Raw genomic sequence first — 15945 nt, forward strand, 5'->3', positions numbered from 1 at the left:
TGTCACAGCATTGCCCTCAGGGCCGGCAGTCCCGGCTTCCAGGTTGTCCTGCCCGTGCCCGGCCGGAGCTCAGGCGGCGAGGGTGGGCTTGAGGAGGACCTTGGTCCAGCCGGATTCGCGGCGGTCGAACTTCTCGTAGGCGCTGGGGGCTTCGGCCAGGGGGAGGCGGTGGGAGACGACGAAGGAGGGTTCTGCGCGCCCGGCGACGATCAGGTCCCGCAGCTGGCGGTTGTACGCCTTGACGTCGGCCTGGCCGGTGCCCATGCGCAGGCCCTTCTCGAAGAACCGGCCCATGGCGAGGAGGAGCCGGCCGTGCTCGGCGGCGTCCGTGGGGGCACCCGGGTCGGAGGTGACGTACAGGCCGACGACGCCCAGCATGCCGGTGGGGCGGACGGCCTCGATCAGGGTGTTGAGCACGACCGCGGGCTGTTCCTCGCCCTCGCTCACCGTGGCCTGGTAGCCGACGGCGTCGATGCCCTTGTCGGTGCCCTCGCCGCCGGTGTGCTCCTTGATCTGCTCGGCAGGGTCGCCCTCGGCCAGGCTGACCGGGACGGCGCCGATGCGTTCGGCGAGGCGCAGCCGGTCGGGCCGGCGGTCGACCACGAAGACCCGTGAGGCACCGCGCAGCATCGCCGAGTAGGCGGCCATCAGGCCGACCGGTCCGGCGCCGGAGACGCAGACCGTCTCGCCCGGGGAGACCTGGGCCAGCTCGGTGGCGTGGTAGCCGGTGGGGAAGATGTCGGCCAGCAGCGCGAAATCGTCCTCGTGTTCCTCCCCCGGCGGCAGTTTGAGGCAGTTGAAGTCGGCGAACGGTACCCGCAGGTACTCGGCCTGCCCGCCCCGGTAGGGCCCCATGGAGACATAGCCGTAGGCGCCGCCGGCGAACCCCTCGTTCACGGTGAGGCAGAAGCCGGTGCGGTCGGCCAGGCAGTTCTTGCAGAATCCGCAGGCCACATTGAAGGGCAGGACGACCCGGTCCCCCTTCTTGATCCGGGCGACCCCGGACCCGGTCTCCACCACGACGCCCATGTTCTCGTGGCCGAAGACGATGCCCGGCTCGGCGCCGGTGCGGCCCTCGTACATGTGCAGGTCCGAGCCGCAGATCGCCGTGGTGGTGATCTTGATGATCACATCGGTGGGGGCTTCGAGCCGGGGGTCGGGCACCTCTTCCACGGCCACCTGGTGCGGTTCCTTGTAGACCACCGCTTTCATGCCGCGCTCCTCGTCGTCCGGATTGATCACTGCTGCCTTCCGGCACGCCGGGTAACCGGTGGGACGGGCCGCAAACGGCGGGGGTGACGGGGTGGCCGGGGTCGCCTTGAATGGGCGGGTGGACAGGAACAACATTCAGGGGCAGTGGGTGGAACTGCGGCCGGCGGGCACGGGGGACGCACCCGCCTTCCGGGCGGCGCTGGGGACCCCGGAGGTGGCGCGCTGGTGGCGCTGGCCGGACATGGAGAAGGAGGTCGCCGCCCAGCGCGGGCCGGACGAGGACATACTGGCGGTGACGGTCGGCGGCGAGGTCGCGGGCATGATCCAGTGGTACGAGGAGACCGAGCCGGAGTACCACCACGCCGGGATGGATCTCTTCCTCCACCCGGCCTGGCACGGGCGCGGCCTGGGCACCGACACCGTGCGGACCATGGCACGGTGGCTGATCGGGGAGCGCGGACACCACCGGCTGGTCATCGACCCGGACGCCCGGAACGAGCAGGCCATCCGCTGCTACGAACGAGTGGGCTTCCGGCGGGTCGGGCTGCTGCGCAAGTACTGGCTGGACCACACGACCGGCGAGTGGAGCGACGGCCTGCTGCTGGACCTGCTGGCCGAGGAGCTGACCGGCCCCGGTCGCTAGGGTGGGGTGATGGAGCAGCGAATCAGCCTGGTCACGCTCGGCGTGACGGATCTGGCCCGGGCGCGGGACTTCTACCTGGCCCTGGGATGGCAGGGTCAGGAAGTGCAGGAGACGGTGTTCTTCCAGGCCGGTGGCCTGGCCCTGGTGCTGTGGGACCGGGAGAAGCTGGCCCGCGACTGCGGACTGGCGACGGACGAGCCCGGTGAGACCAGCGCCTTCGGCGGTATCGCCCTGGCGCACAACGTGCGCTCGCCGGAGGAGGTCGACGCCCTGCTCGCCACCGCCGGGCGGGCCGGGGCGCTGATCACCCGGCCCGCCGCAGAGACCTTCTACGGCGGCTACGCGGGCGTCTTCCTCGACCCGGACGGCCACGCCTGGGAGATCGCCCACAACCCCGGCTTCCCGCTCGCCGAGGACGGCTCGCTGACCGTCCCCGACCTGGGCGCGTCATGACGCGGAGGCGGGGTGGCCCCCGGTGTCCGGCGGGGGCCACCCGGGTGCGTCAGGAGGGGCGGCGGCGGATCAGGCGGTAGCCGCCGATGGCGGCCGCGGCGGCGAGGAGGCCGCCCGCGGCGGTCCAGGCCCAGCGGTCGGTCCACCAGCCGCCGAACCAGCCGCCGTCCGGCTCCGGCACGGTGGCCGGGGCGGAGTCCGCGTCCTCCTCGCGGGTGCTCTCCGATCCCGCCTCGGGGTCGGTGGCGGTGTCGGCGGAGTCGGTGTCCAGGGAGCCGGCCCGGGAGGTCAGGACCAGCGGGGCGCCCAGCCTGCCGCCCCCGTCGGCGGAGCCGCCCACGGCCTCCGTGCCGACGCTCACCTCGGCCTGGAAGGGCAGACCGAGGTCCTCCTCCGGCAGGTCGGTGGCGGTGAGCCGGATGGAGTAGGCGCCGGGCAGCGGGTCATCCGCCCAGGACTCGGCCCAGGGGCGGACGACCGGCAGGGTGCAGCTCAGCTCCAGGGTCTCGGCGGAGGTGTCGGCGCCGGCGGTGGGCCGGCCGCCGACGCAGGGCTGGAGGCGGCGCAGGCCGTCGTAGAGGTCCACCTGCCAGGTCGCGGGGCCGCTGCGCAGCGCCGGGTCGGGAAGGGTGACCGTGGCGTCCACGGTGATCCGCTGCCCGGCCCCGGCGGGGAAGGTCCAGTACAGGTAGTCGCCGGAGACGGCGGTGGCCGTGCCGGGCCGGTCCTCACCGATGACGCCGGCACTGCGGAAGTCGCCTCCGGCCGCGGCCGGTGCGGTGTCCGTCCCGGTTTCCGGCTCGTGGCTGTCGGCCAGGGCAGGGCCGGCGGTGGGCAGGAGCAGGGCGGCCGTCAGCAGGGCGAGGGCGGCGGGCCGGTGGCCGCGGCGGCCGGGGCCGGTGGGCGTGCCGGTGCCGGTGTCCGTGCCGGTGCCGGTGCCGGTGCCGGCGCGGGGGGCGTGGGCGGGAAGGGGAAGGGAAATCGGCATCAGAAGATCCTCCGGAGGGCGCCCCAGAGCAGACCGGCGAGCAGGCCGGTGACGGTCAGCACCACCAGCGGTACCCAGCCGCGGGCCAGCCCGTGGGAGGCCACGTCGGAGGGGGCGTCCGGTGCTGCGGTGAGGTCGACGGTCAGTTCCACCGGGAGGCCGGGGGTGCGCTGTACGGATTCGGGAGCGGAGAAGGAGGTGGAGAGTTCGAGGCAGATGGTGGCCTCGGCCTCCTCGGCGGCGGGGTACCGCAGGCCGGTGGAGACGACATCGATGCGGCCGTGGCCCGCTTCGCTGCCGCGGGCCAGTTCGCGGCCGTTCTCGTCCAGGGCGCGCAGCAGCACGCCGTAGTCGCGATCGACCGGCCGGTCGGCGGACACGCTGACCGCGGCGCGCAGTTCGCGCCCGGGGGCGAGCTGGACCCGGTACCAGCGGTGCTCCCCGAACTCCTCGCGGTCGCGGTAGACGCCGGCGGTCAGGAGCGGGGCGTCGGCACAGTCGGCGGAGCCCTCGATGACGGTGGGGTTCTCGATGACGATGTTGTCGGCGGTCTGGTCGACGATCTGTTTCAGGCGCTCGGTCAGCTGGTCGGTGTCCTGGACCGCGGTGTAGGTGCCGCCGGTGGCTTCGGCGATGCAGCTCAGCTGTTCGCGCACCTTGGCGTCGGCCGGGGTCAGGCCGAGTGTGTCCACGGTCAGGTGGGTTCCGGAGGCGGCGAGTTCGCGTGCCACGTCGCAGGGGTCCGGCTCCCCGCAGGAGTCCTCGCCGTCGGTGATGAGGACGATGCGGCGGGTGCCCTCGTGGTCGCCGAAGTCCTCCACCGCGCCGCGCAGCGCGTAGCCGATGGGGGTCCATCCGGTGGGGCGCAGGGTGGCCACCGCGGTCTTGGCCTCGGTGCGGTCCACCGGGCCGATGGGGTAGAGCTGGGCGCTGTCCACGCAGCCCTTGGCGATGTCGTCGCCGGGGTAGTCGGCGCCCAGGGTGCGGATGCCGAGGTGCACCTCTTCCGGGACGGCGTCGATGACCTCGTTGAACGCCTGCTGGGCTGCGGCCATCCGGGTGCCGCCGTCGATGTCCTTCTCCCGCATGGAGCCGCTGACGTCCAGCACCAGATTCACCTGGGGCGGGGGTGTGGCGGCCTCGCCGGTGCCGCCGGCGTGTTCGTCCGCATGGGCGGGAAAGGCCCAGGTCAGTACGGCCGCGAACGCCGCGAGAAGGGCGGTCGCGAGCCTTCTTCCTATGATCATTGGGCGGATGATAGGCCCCAGCGGCGGCAGCGCCAAAACGGCGTTCCTTTGGGGTGGTTGGTACCGTTGACAGCCGCCGTCGAGGCTTGCGGATGCCGTTGACGGCCCGCCCAGGGAGAGATTGACGGCGCGTCAACGCCGGTCGTCACCACGGCTGCCGCCACGGCGGTACGGCGTCGCGGCCGGCGGGTGTCAGAGGCCGGCGGGTGTCAGCGGCCGGCGGCGCGAGCGCAGAGCCGCTCCCAGAGCTTCTCCACCCGGACGTCCAGCTCCTCCAGGGTGCCGCTGTTGTCGACGGTGAAGTCGGCCGCGGCCAGCCGCTGCTCCCTGGTGGCCTGGGCCGCCATCCGGGCCCGGGCGTCCTCCTCGGTCATGCCCCTCACCCGGGTCAGCCGCTCCATCCGCACCTCGTCCGGCGCGTCCACCACCACGACCACGTCGAAGTGGCGGCCCAGCCCGTTCTCCACCAGCAGTGGCACGTCGTGCACCACCACGGCGTCCGTCGGGGCGGCGGCCTGCAGTTCGGCCGAGCGGCGCCGCACCAGCGGATGCACGATGCCGTTGAGCGCCTTGAGCCGGTCCGGGTCGGCGAACACCACGGAGGCCAGCCGCTGCCGGTCGAGCGCGCCGTCCTCGGTCAGGATGCCCGGGCCGAACTCCGCGGCAACGGCGGCCAGGCCCTCGGTACCCGGTGCGACCACCTCACGGGCGATCCGGTCGGAGTCGATGATCACGGCGCCGCGCCGGGCCAGCAGCCGCACCACCTCGCTCTTGCCGGCGCCGATGCCGCCGGTCAGTCCCACGTTCAGCATGGCGGCAGGCTACCGGTCCGTAGCATGCCGGCCGCGGCCGGTCCGGTCCCGGTTCCGGCCCCGGTCAGCCGTCCTCGCGGTCGGCGAGAAAGCGTTCGAAGACCTCGCCCAGTTCGTCGGCGGACGGCAGGTCCTGCGACTCCGCCATGAGATTGCCCCGGGTGGCGGCCCCGGCCACCGCGTCGTACTGCTGCTCCAGGCCCCGCACCACCGCGACCAGCTCCGAGTCCCCCTCGGCCAGCTCCCGCTCGATTTCGTTCTGGGTCTTCAGCGCCCGGCTGCGCAGCACATGCGCGGCCTCCGGCAGCACCAGGCCGGTGGCACCGGTGATCGCCTCCAGCACGGCGAGCGTGGCGTCCGGGTAACGGGAGCGGGCCACATAGTGCGGCACATGCGCGGCCATGCCGACCACGTCGTGCCCGGCCTCGATCAGCCGCATCTCCACCAGGGCCGCGGCGCTTCCCGGCACCTGGGCCTCGTCGAACAGGCCACGCTGCCCGGGCACCAGTTCGGCGCGGTTGCCGTGCGGCGTCAGCCCCACCGGACGGGTGTGCGGCACGCCCATCGGAATGCCGTGGAAGTTCACCGCGAGCCGGACCTTGAGCCGCTCCACGATCTGCAGCACGGCGGCCGCGAAGCGGTCCCATTCCACATCCGGTTCCGGCCCGGAGAGCAGCAGGAACGGCTGCCGGGTGGCGTCGTGCAGCAGCCGCAGTTCCAGCCGCGGCGTCTCGTAGGCCGTCCACCGGTCCTTGCGGAAGATCATGGTGGGGCGCCGCGCCCGGTAGTCGACCAGCCGGTCATGGTCGAAGCGGGCGACCGGCGTGCCCGGCCGGGCTCCCTCCAGCAGCCGCTCGACAAGCTGCGCGCCGGTCTCGCCCGCATCGATGAAGCCCTCGAAGTGGTAGAGCAGCACCGGCCCGGCGTTGTCCGAATCGGCGGCGAGCGCCTCGGCCCGCCGCAGGCCCTGGGGGTCCCACGTGTACAAGTCCTGCGGATCGTGCACTGTCACCGCACCCCTTCTGGTCTGCTTCTGGCATCCGGATCAACACGCCGCCTGGCGTGAGCATTCCCTGCCGTCACAGTACGAGGCACGACGACACCAAGGCGTTATGCAATGCGGAAGGACCCGCCCCCCGGAAGAAGGGGGGCGGGTCCTTGCGAGCCGTTCGGATCAGCGGTCCGCGGCCGGCGCGCGCCGGAGCCGGATGCTCAGCTCTGGCCGCCGGCCAGCTTCTCGCGGAGCGCCGCCAGCGCCTCGTCGGAGGCCAGCGCACCGGAGTCGTCGCCCGACTCGGAGGAGTACGAGCCGCCGCCGGACGGGACGTCCGCCGTGCCGCCGCCCGTTTCGGCCGCGGCCTGGGCCTCGGCCTCGCGGGACTTGATCACCTGGGCCTGGTGCTGCTCGAAGCGCGCCTGGGCCTCGGCGTACTGCCGCTCCCACTCCTCGCGCTGCTTCTCGTAGCCGGGCAGCCACTCGTTGGTCTCCGGGTCGAAGCCCTCGGGGTAGATGTAGTTGCCCTGGTCGTCGTAGGACGCGGCCATGCCGTAGAGCGTCGGGTCGAACTCGACCGTCATCGGGTCGGGGCCGAAGACCTCGTTAGCCTGCTTCAGCGACAGGCTGATCCGGCGGCGCTCCAGATCGATGTCGATGACCTTGACGAAGATCTCGTCGTTGACCTGGACGACCTGCTCCGGGATCTCCACGTGGCGCTCGGCCAGCTCGGAGATGTGGACCAGCCCCTCGATGCCCTCGTCCACCCGGACGAACGCGCCGAACGGCACCAGCTTGGTGACCTTGCCCGGGACCACCTGGCCGATCTGGTGCGTACGGGCGAACTGCTGCCACGGGTCTTCCTGGGTCGCCTTCAGCGACAGGGAGACACGCTCGCGGTCCATGTCGACGTCCAGCACCTCGACCGTGACCTCCTGGCCGACCTCGACGACCTCGGAGGGGTGGTCGATGTGCTTCCAGGACAGCTCGGAGACGTGCACCAGGCCGTCCACACCGCCGAGGTCGACGAAGGCGCCGAAGTTGACGATGGAGGACACGACACCCGACCGCACCTGGCCCTTCTGCAGGGTGGTGAGGAAGGTCTGGCGGACCTCGCTCTGGGTCTGCTCCAGCCAGGCACGGCGGGAGAGGACCACGTTGTTCCGGTTCTTGTCGAGCTCGATGATCTTGGCTTCGAGCTCCTTGCCCACGTAGGGCTGGAGGTCGCGGACCCGGCGCATCTCGACCAGGGAGGCGGGAAGGAAGCCGCGGAGGCCGATGTCGAGGATCAGACCGCCCTTGACCACCTCGATGACGGTACCGGTGACGATGCCGTCCTCTTCCTTGATCTTCTCGATCGTGCCCCAGGCGCGCTCGTACTGGGCGCGCTTCTTCGACAGGATGAGGCGGCCTTCCTTGTCCTCCTTCTGGAGGACCAGGGCCTCGATCTCATCGCCGACGGCCACGACCTCGTGCGGGTCGACATCGTGCTTGATCGACAGCTCGCGAGAGGGAATCACACCCTCGGTCTTGTAACCGATGTCGAGCAGGACCTCGTCCCGGTCGACCTTCACGATGACGCCGTCGACGATGTCGCCGTCGTTGAAGTACTTGATGGTCTCGTCGACCGCGGCGAGGAAGGCTTCCTCGGAGCCGATGTCGTTGACCGCAACCTGCGGGGTAGCTACGGCGCTCTCGGTGCTGCTCGTCATGTGGTAAAGGGCTCCGGTACGGACATAAGTCGTAGGTACTGCTTACGCCGAAGGCCCTTGTTCGCACCGCCGAAGCCGGACAGCCTGAGAGACGCTCCTCCGCAGATCTTCCATGAACATCTGAGAATCCCGAGCGCCTCGACAACCGAGGGGACATACAACAGATGCGAGCGCGACCTGCTCCGTCCGAGGCGCGCAAGCCCGCAGCGCGTCTTATAGCATACGGGGGCATTCGGACCTGGTCAACGCGACCATGCCGGGGCGCACCCATGGGACACGATGCCACCGGGGGGCGCACCGCTCCGACCATGCGCCGGTGAGATGCTCCGCCCCGACCGGCGTGGACTCCGGCGTGAGCCCGTCCCCGTCGAGACGACAGACTACTCCCGTGACTCCTGAGCAGGCATTGCGGCAGCTCCCGGTGCGTGCGGCCCTGCCCGCGCTGCGTGACGCCCTGGACCGGCACGGGGCCGCGGTCCTGGCCGCCCCGCCCGGCACCGGCAAGACCACACTGGTCCCGCTGGACCTCGCCGGACTCACCCGTCCGGGGCGGCCGCCCCGGCGTGTCCTGGTCGCCGAGCCGCGCCGGATCGCGGCCCGGGCGGCGGCCCGGCGGATGGCCTGGCTGCTCGGCGAGCGGGCCGGCGGCAGCGGCGGGCACGGCGGCCGGGTCGGCTACACGGTGCGCGGCGACCGCCGGGCCGGCCCGGAGACGGTGGTGGAGGTCGTCACCACCGGCGTGCTGCTCCAGCGGCTCCAGCGCGACCCGGAACTGCCCGGCGTGGACGTGGTGCTGCTCGACGAATGCCACGAGCGGCACCTGGACGCGGACACCGCCGCCGCGTTCCTGCTGGACGTGCGGGCCGCGCTGCGGCCGGAGCTCCGGCTGGTGGCCGCCTCCGCGACCACCGACACCGCGGCCTGGGCGGCGCTGCTGGGCGACGCCCCGGTGGTCACGGCGCAGGGCGCCGCGCATCCGGTGGAGACGGTCTGGGCGCCGCCGCCGCGCCCGGTGCGGCCGCCGCACGGCATGGCCGTGGACCCGGCCCTGCTGGCCCATACGGCCCAGGTGGTGCGGCGGGCGCTGGCCGAGCGGCAGGGCGACGTGCTGTGCTTCCTGCCCGGCGCCGGGGAGATCTCCAAGGTGGCAGCGCTGCTGGCGGACGTGCGGCCGCCGGAGGGCGGCGGCACGGTGCAGGTGCTCGGCGTGCACGGCCGGGCCCCGGCCGAGGTGCAGGACGCGGTGCTGGCGGGCGGTGCGGGCGGTGCGGGCGGCGACCGCCGGCGGGTGGTGCTGGCCACCGCCGTGGCCGAGTCCAGCCTGACCGTGCCGGGGGTGCGGGTGGTGGTGGACTCCGGCCTGGCCCGGGAGCCGCGCACCGACCATGCGCGCGGGCTGGGCGCGCTCACCACCGTCCGGGCGTCCCGCGCCACGGCCGGGCAGCGCGCCGGGCGGGCCGGTCGGGAGGGGCCGGGCACGGTCTACCGTTGCTGGGCCGAGGGCGAGCACGCCCGGCTGCCCCGCTTCCCGTCCCCGGAGATCGCGGTGGCGGACCTGACCGCGTTCGCACTCCACGCCGCCTGCTGGGGCGCGCCGCCCGAGGGCGACCCGGGCCTGGCCCTGCTGGACCCGCCGCCGGCCGGCGCGCTGACCGCGGCACGGGAGGTGCTGCGGGCGGCCGGCGCGCTGGACGGGGACGGACGGCCGACCGGGCGGGGCCGGCGGATGGCCCGGATGGGCCTGCACCCCCGGCTGGCCCGTGCCCTGCTGGACGGCGCGGCCCGGGTGGGTGTCCGGCGGGCGGCCGAGGTGGTGGCGCTGCTGAGCGAGGAACCGCCGCGCTCCTGGGGCGACGACCTGCCGGCCGTGTGGCGCACCGCCCGCCGCTCCGGCACTCACCCCTACGCCGCCCGCTGGCGCCAGGAGACCCGGCGGCTGCGGGCGGCCGTGACCGGGGCCGGTGCCGGGGCCGGGGACGATGCCGGGGACGGAGCCGCGGGCGGTGCCGGGGACGAGACGGGCGGCGCGGGGCCGGACGACGACGGGACGGCGGCCGGGATCGTGGCGGCGCTGGCGTATCCCGAGCGGGTGGCGCGCGAGCGCGCTCCGGGCTCGTATCTGATGGCGTCCGGGACCAGGGCCGAGGTGGCCGGGGGATCGCCGTTGCGGGCCGCCCGCTGGCTGGCGGTGGCCGCCGCCGACCGGCCGGTGGGCGCGGCCGGCGCCCGGGTGCTGCTGGCCGCCCCGGTGGACGGGCAGACCGCCCGGGAGGCGGCCGGCGCCCTGCTCCGGTCCGCCGAAGAGGTCCTCTGGGACCCAGGACGGCGCGATGTGACGGCCCGGCGGGCGGAATGGCTGGGTGCCATCCTGCTGCGCGAGCAGCGCCTCGACGCCCCGGACCCGGAACGGGTGCGGGCCGCGCTGCTGGACGGGCTGCGCCGGGAGGGCGTGGAGGACCTGCTGGAGTGGACACCGGCCGCCCGCGGGCTGCGGCAGCGGATGGCGTTCCTCCACCGCGAGCTGGGCGCGCCGTGGCCGGACGTCTCGGAGGAGGCGCTGGCCGCCGCGCTGGAGGACCACCTGCCGGGCGGTGCGCGCGGCCGTGCCGACCTGCGACGGCTGGATGTGCACCGGCTGCTGACCGCGCTGCTGCCCTGGGCGGACGGCTCGGCGGCACAGCTCGACGAGTGGGCCCCGGAACGGATCGAGGTGCCCTGCGGCTCCCGCGTCCGGGTGGACTACGGCGGGGAACGGCCGGTACTGGCCGTCAAGCTCCAGGAACTGTTCGGCTGGCAGGAGGCGCCGCGGATTGCCGGCGGCCGGGTGCCGCTGCTGGTGCACCTGCTCTCCCCCGCCGGGCGGCCGGTGGCGGTCACCTCGGATCTGGCGTCCTTCTGGCGGGACGGCTACCGCTCGGTGCGGGCCGAGCTGCGCGGCCGGTATCCCCGGCATCCCTGGCCGGAGGACCCGGCCACGGCCCAGGCCACCCGGCGCGCCAGGCCGCGCCGCCCCGCGCCCTGAGCGCGGGGCGGCGGCGGGGGCCGGGGGACGTTGCGCGGGGGACGGGACGCCCGCGGCTCAGACGGCGGTGCGGGTGACGGCGGCCTCCTCGCCGGGGGCGGCGGTGTCCTCCCCGTCGCCCTGCCCGGTCCCGGAGGTCTCCCCCTCCTCCCCGGCGGGGTCGTCCTGGCCGCCGTCCGCCCCGTCCGCCCCGTCCTCGGGGCCGCAGTCCTCGGACGGGTCGGGCTCGCCCTCCTCGCCCTCTTCTCCCTCGCCCTCTTCTTGCTCTGCGTCTTCGTCCTTGTCGTCGCCGCTCTCGCCGCCGGCCGGGGCGCCGGGCTCCGGGTCGGTGGGTTCGGGCTGCTCGGGGGCGGGGTCGGCCGGCTCCGGCTCCTCGGGGGCGGGCTCGGTGGGCCCGGGCTCGCCGGGCTCCGGCTCCTCGGGCCCGGGATCGGCGGGGCACTCGCCGGGGCCTCCCGGGCCGGGAGCGTCCGGGTCGGTCCCGTCCGGGTCCTCGGGATTCACCGGGTCCTCGGGATTCACCGGGTCCTCGGGGCCCGCCGGGTCCTCGGGATTCACCGGCTCCTCCGGGTCCTTCGGTTCGGCCGGTCCGGCCGGGTCCTCCGGGTCGGCCGGCGGCAGCCCCGGGTCCGGCTCGGGCTCCGGCCCGGGCCGTTCTCCGGTGCTCGGTGCGGGCTCCGGCTCCGGCTCGGTCTGCGTGCCGCCGCCAGGCCGGGGCTTCGGCTTGCTGCCGGATGTGCCGGAGCCGCCGGGCTTCTTGGCGGCGGAGCCGGTCTTCTTGCCGCCGCTTCCGCCGCTGCCCTTGCCGCCGGTGCTCCCGTTGCCGGAAGCGGGGACGGAGCTGCCCGGGCCGGGGCTGGCGGGCAGCGCGCCGGTGCCGTCCGGCACCTCGTGACCGCCCTTGCGGTAGTAGTAGTCCAGCCAGGACAGCACGGTGTTCACATAGTGGCGCGAGTAGTTGTAGCTGAGGATGGCCCGGTCCAGGTCGCCCGCGTCGGACAGGTCCCGGTTGTTCGCGCACAGGTAGCGCCCGGCGGCCAGAGCGGCGTCGTAGACGTTGTTGGGGTCCTTGAACCCGTCGCCGTTGCCGTCGGCTCCCCAGCCTGCCCAGGTGGAGGGGATGAACTGCATGGGGCCCACCGCCCGGTCGTAGACCGTGTCGGCGTCCCAGAGCCCGCCGTCGGTGTCGCCGATGTGGGCGAAGCCGTTGCCGTTGAGCACCGGGCCCAGGATGGCCGGGGTGGCGGTTCCCGCCCCGTCCACCGAGCCGCCGCGGGCGTGGCCGGACTCCACCTTGCCGATGGCGGCGAGGAGTTCCCAGTCCAGATGGCACTGGGCGCGGGTCTCGGCCAGGACGGCCTCCGCCTTGCGGTAGGCGTCCAGCACCGTGGCCGGGATACCCGCTTCGGCCGGGCCGGTCACCACCGGGCCGGAGTCCGCGTCCGCCGCGGGGTCGTTCCCCGCCGCGTCGTCCTCCTGGTGCTGCCGCTCCTCCTCCGCCGGGTCCTCCTCGTCCGGCGGAAGGTCGGTGTGGTAGGGGCGCTCGAATATCTCCTGCGCCGCCTCCTCGCCCGGCGGTTCCTCCGCCTCACGCAGGGAACCGCTCAGTTCCTCCGCGAGATCCCCCGCCTGAGAGGTGGTCAGTGCCGCCATGGCTGCGGCGGCCACCGCCGAACCGGAAATGCCCCTGCGGATGCCCCGCATGCCCCGGATGCCTCGCCGTGCCACCCTGTTTCCTCCGTCATGCTGCCGAGCTGGGCCCGAACCGGCCGGAAAATCCGATCGTTTCCGACGGCTCGGACGACACTACGGCACCACGCGGTTCCGGACCAGGACAGGCCGCACAGGTGTCGTGACCGAGGGGCGAACGTCCGGTGAGCACACGGCCCGGCGCATCAGTGCGCGGCCTCCTCCCAGTTGGGCCCGGAGCCCACGGACACGGCCAGCGGGGCGCGCAGTTCGACCGCCCCGGCCATCTCCCGCCGCACCAGCTCCTCCACGGTCTGCCGCTCGCCGGGCGCCACCTCCAGCACGACTTCGTCGTGGACCTGGAGCAGCATCCGGCTGCGCAGGCTCTCCTTGCGCAGGGCCTCGTCCACCCGCAGCATGGCGATCTTCACGATGTCGGCCGCGGTGCCCTGGATCGGGGCGTTGAGCGCCATCCGCTCGGCCATCTCCCGCCGCTGCCGGTTGGAGCTGTTGAGGTCCGGCAGGTAGCGGCGGCGGCCGAGCATGGTCTCGGTGTACCCGGTGACACGGGCCTCGGTCACCACGCGCTGGAGGTAGTCCCGCACGCCGCCGAACCGCTCGAAGTAGGTGTCCATCAGGCCGCGGGCCTCCTCGGGAGTGATGGACAGCTGCTGCGAGAGGCCGAAGGCGGACAGGCCGTAGGCAAGGCCGTAGCTCATGGCCTTGATCTTGCGCCGCATCTCCGGGTCCACCTGCTCCCGGGCGACGCCGAAGACCTGGGAGGCGACCGTGTCGTGCAGGTCCTCGCCGGAGGTGAACGCCTCGATCAGGCCCTCGTCCTGGGACAGATGGGCCATCACGCGCAGCTCGATCTGGCTGTAGTCCGCGGTCAGCAGCGCCTCGTACCCCTCCCCCACCACGAAGGCGCGGCGGATGGCGCGGCCCTCGTCGGTGCGGACCGGGACGTTCTGCAGGTTGGGGTCGGTGGAGGCGAGCCGGCCGGTGGCGGCCACGGTCTGCTGGAAGGTGGTGTGGATGCGCCCGCCCGGGGCGACCGTCTTGATCAGGCCCTCCACCGTGGAACGCAGCCGGGCCTGCTCACGGTGGCGGAGCATCAGCACCGGCAGCTCGTGCTCGGTCTGCGTGGCCAGCCAGGCCAGGGCGTCGGCGTCCGTGGTGTAGCCGGTCTTGGTCTTCTTGGTCCTGGGCAGGGCCAGCTCGCCGAACAGCACCTCCTGGAGCTGCTTGGGGGAGCCGAGGTTGAACTCGTGCCCCACCGAGGCGTGCGCCTCTTGCACGGCCTGCTGCACGGCGGCGGCGAACTGCTGCTCCAGCCGCTCCAGCCAGGGCCGGTCGGCGGCGATGCCGGCCCGCTCCATCCGGGCCAGCAGCCCGGACACCGGCAGCTCCACCTCGTACAGCAGATCACGGGCGCCGACGTCGGCCAGCCGCTCCTGGAGCACCTCGCCCAGGTCCAGCACGGTACGGGCCTGGCGCATCAGGGCGTCCGCCCCGGCGGTCTCGTCCACTCCCAGGGCGAGCTGGCCGCTGCCGGTGTCGGCGGCCGGGGCCAGCTCCCGGCCCAGGAACTCCAGGCTCAGCTCCTCCAGGGCGAAGCTGCGGCGGCCCGGCTGCACCAGATAGGCGGCCAGCGCGGTGTCCATGGTGATGCCCTCGACGCTCCAGCCGTACTCGCCGAAGACCCGGTGCACCTGCTTGGCGATGTGCAGCGCCTTGGGCCGGGACGGATCGGCCGCCCACGCGCCGAAGGCCCGCCTGTCCTCCGCGCCCGTCCGGGACGGTTCGAACCAGACGGCCGGGCCGTCCGCGGAGGCGAGGGCGACTGCGTGGACCGTGCCGGAGCCCAGCCGCCATTCGTCGGCCGTGACCATGCCCAGCGGGCCGGCCGCCTCCGGCCCGGCCAGCCAGGCGGCCAGCTCGCCCGGCTGCTCCAGCATCCGGCCGTCCACCGCCACCCCGCCGGCCGGCTCCGCCGCGGCACCGCTCTCCGCGGCACCCGGGTCCACCGCGAACAGCCGCTCGCGCAGATTGGGGTTGCGGAACTCCAGGGTGTCCAGCAGGACCGTCAGCGCCTCACGGTCGTAGGGCTCCCGGGCCAGGTCGGCCGGGCCGGACGGCAGCTCCACGTCCCGCACCAGCTCGGTCAGCTCCCGGTTGAGCCGCACCGCCTCCAGCCGGGCGCGGAGATTCTCCCCCGCCTTGCCCTTGACCTCTCCGGACCGGTCCAGCAGGGCCTGGAGCGAACCGAACTGGGTGAGCCACTTGGCGGCCGTCTTCTCCCCCACGCCCGGGATGCCGGGCAGGTTGTCCGACGGATCACCGCGCAGGGCGGCGAAATCCGGATACCGCTCGGGCGGCAGCCCGTACTTCTCCGTCACCCGCTCGGGGGTGAAACGGGTCAGCTCCGAGACCCCCTTGGTGGGATAGAGCACCGTGATCCGGTCGCTGACCAGCTGGAGGGCATCCCGGTCGCCCGTCACGATCAGCACCTCGAAACCCTGGCCGGCCGCGCGCGAGGCCAGGGTGGCGATGACGTCGTCCGCCTCGAAGCCCTCGACGGCGAACCGCGGCACCCGCATGGTGTCCAGCAGCTCACCGATCAGCTCCACCTGGCCGCGGAACTCGTCCGGCGTGGCGGAACGGGTGGCCTTGTACTCGTCGAACCGCTCCGAGCGCCACGTCTTGCGGGAGACGTCGAAGGCGACCGCCAGATGCGTCGGCTCCTCGTCACGCAGGGTGTTGGCCAGCATGGAGGTGAAGCCGTAGATGGCGTTGGTGGGCTGCCCCACGGCGGTGGTGAAGTTCTCCGCGGGCAGCGCGAAGAACGCCCGGTACGCCAGGGAGTGCCCGTCCAGCAGCATCAGACGGGGCGGCTTCCCCGGTGCCTCGGGTGCCTGCGGTGCGGTCTCGGGTGCGGTCGTGCGCGCGTTCTCAGCCACGCAAGGCATCCTCCCACGGACCACTGACAGCCCCGCCGCGGCGCATCCCGGCCCGCACCGCCGCCGCCCGGCCGCACCCCCCGCCGCCCGGCCGCACCCCCGGCGCGGGGCGGCCCCCGGTGCACCGCCCGCACGCTCTGCATGCGGCGGGGCCGGTCCCGGCAGGCCCCGCGGCATGCGACCATCGGGCAGTCCGCCCGCAGTCGCCCGCCC

11 protein-coding genes are annotated in these 15945 nt (G+C 73.8%); 3 read left to right on the plus strand and 8 right to left on the minus strand.

All coding sequences use genetic code 11. The features are described from left to right. Positions 1–69 precede the first annotated feature (69 nt). Positions 70–1212, minus strand: coding sequence for a glutathione-independent formaldehyde dehydrogenase (locus tag GQS09_RS01010; protein ID WP_165984045.1), 1143 nt, complete (start codon positions 1210–1212; stop codon positions 70–72). A gap of 133 nt (positions 1213–1345) precedes the next feature. Between GQS09_RS01010 and GQS09_RS01015 the strand changes: the two genes are divergently transcribed. Next, positions 1346–1855 (plus strand): GNAT family N-acetyltransferase, encoded by a 510-nt coding sequence (locus GQS09_RS01015; RefSeq protein ID WP_399552374.1) that lies wholly within the window; start codon positions 1346–1348, stop codon positions 1853–1855. Between the two features lie 9 nt (positions 1856–1864). Then, positions 1865–2308 carry a VOC family protein gene (locus GQS09_RS01020; protein WP_165984022.1) on the plus strand — a complete coding sequence of 148 codons (444 nt, stop codon included), beginning with the start codon at positions 1865–1867 and terminating at the stop codon, positions 2306–2308. A gap of 49 nt (positions 2309–2357) precedes the next feature. Here the strand turns inward: GQS09_RS01020 and GQS09_RS01025 are convergent, their stop codons facing one another. The 5 genes from GQS09_RS01025 to rpsA form a co-directional block, all read right to left on the minus strand. Continuing rightward, the gene (locus GQS09_RS01025; protein WP_243761005.1) at positions 2358–3296 is read right to left on the minus strand and encodes a hypothetical protein; all 939 of its coding nucleotides are present in this window, start codon (positions 3294–3296) and stop codon (positions 2358–2360) included. Then, positions 3296–4543, minus strand: a complete 1248-nt coding sequence (locus tag GQS09_RS01030; protein WP_165984023.1) for a VWA domain-containing protein — start codon at positions 4541–4543, stop codon at positions 3296–3298. The genes GQS09_RS01025 and GQS09_RS01030 overlap by 1 nt, the downstream gene beginning before the upstream one ends. A gap of 209 nt (positions 4544–4752) precedes the next feature. Then, positions 4753–5355 (minus strand): dephospho-CoA kinase, encoded by a 603-nt coding sequence (coaE, locus tag GQS09_RS01035; protein ID WP_165984024.1) that lies wholly within the window; start codon positions 5353–5355, stop codon positions 4753–4755. A 64-nt stretch (positions 5356–5419) separates the two neighbouring features. Further along, positions 5420–6361: a proteasome assembly chaperone family protein gene (locus GQS09_RS01040; RefSeq protein WP_165984048.1), complete on the minus strand. Its 942-nt coding sequence runs from the start codon at positions 6359–6361 to the stop codon at positions 5420–5422. A 206-nt stretch (positions 6362–6567) separates the two neighbouring features. Next, entirely contained in the window at positions 6568–8061 is a 1494-nt protein-coding gene (gene rpsA, locus GQS09_RS01045; RefSeq protein WP_165984025.1) for a 30S ribosomal protein S1, read from the minus strand. Positions 8062–8449: 388 nt separating this feature from the next. Here rpsA and hrpB point away from each other — a divergent pair, with 388 nt between their 5' ends. Next, positions 8450–11083: an ATP-dependent helicase HrpB gene (gene hrpB, locus GQS09_RS01050; RefSeq protein WP_313895937.1), complete on the plus strand. Its 2634-nt coding sequence runs from the start codon at positions 8450–8452 to the stop codon at positions 11081–11083. A gap of 57 nt (positions 11084–11140) precedes the next feature. Here hrpB and GQS09_RS01055 read toward each other — a convergent pair whose 3' ends face one another. After that, positions 11141–12811 (minus strand): lytic transglycosylase domain-containing protein, encoded by a 1671-nt coding sequence (locus GQS09_RS01055; protein ID WP_243761006.1) that lies wholly within the window; start codon positions 12809–12811, stop codon positions 11141–11143. A gap of 167 nt (positions 12812–12978) precedes the next feature. Further along, a complete protein-coding gene (polA, locus tag GQS09_RS01060; protein WP_243761014.1) occupies positions 12979–15654 on the minus strand; it encodes a DNA polymerase I in 2676 nt (891 codons plus the stop codon). Positions 15655–15945: the final 291 nt, after the last annotated feature.

The sequence above is a fragment of the Streptomyces sp. YIM 98790 genome (assembly GCF_011421595.1).
GTDB lineage: Bacteria > Actinomycetota > Actinomycetes > Streptomycetales > Streptomycetaceae > Streptomyces.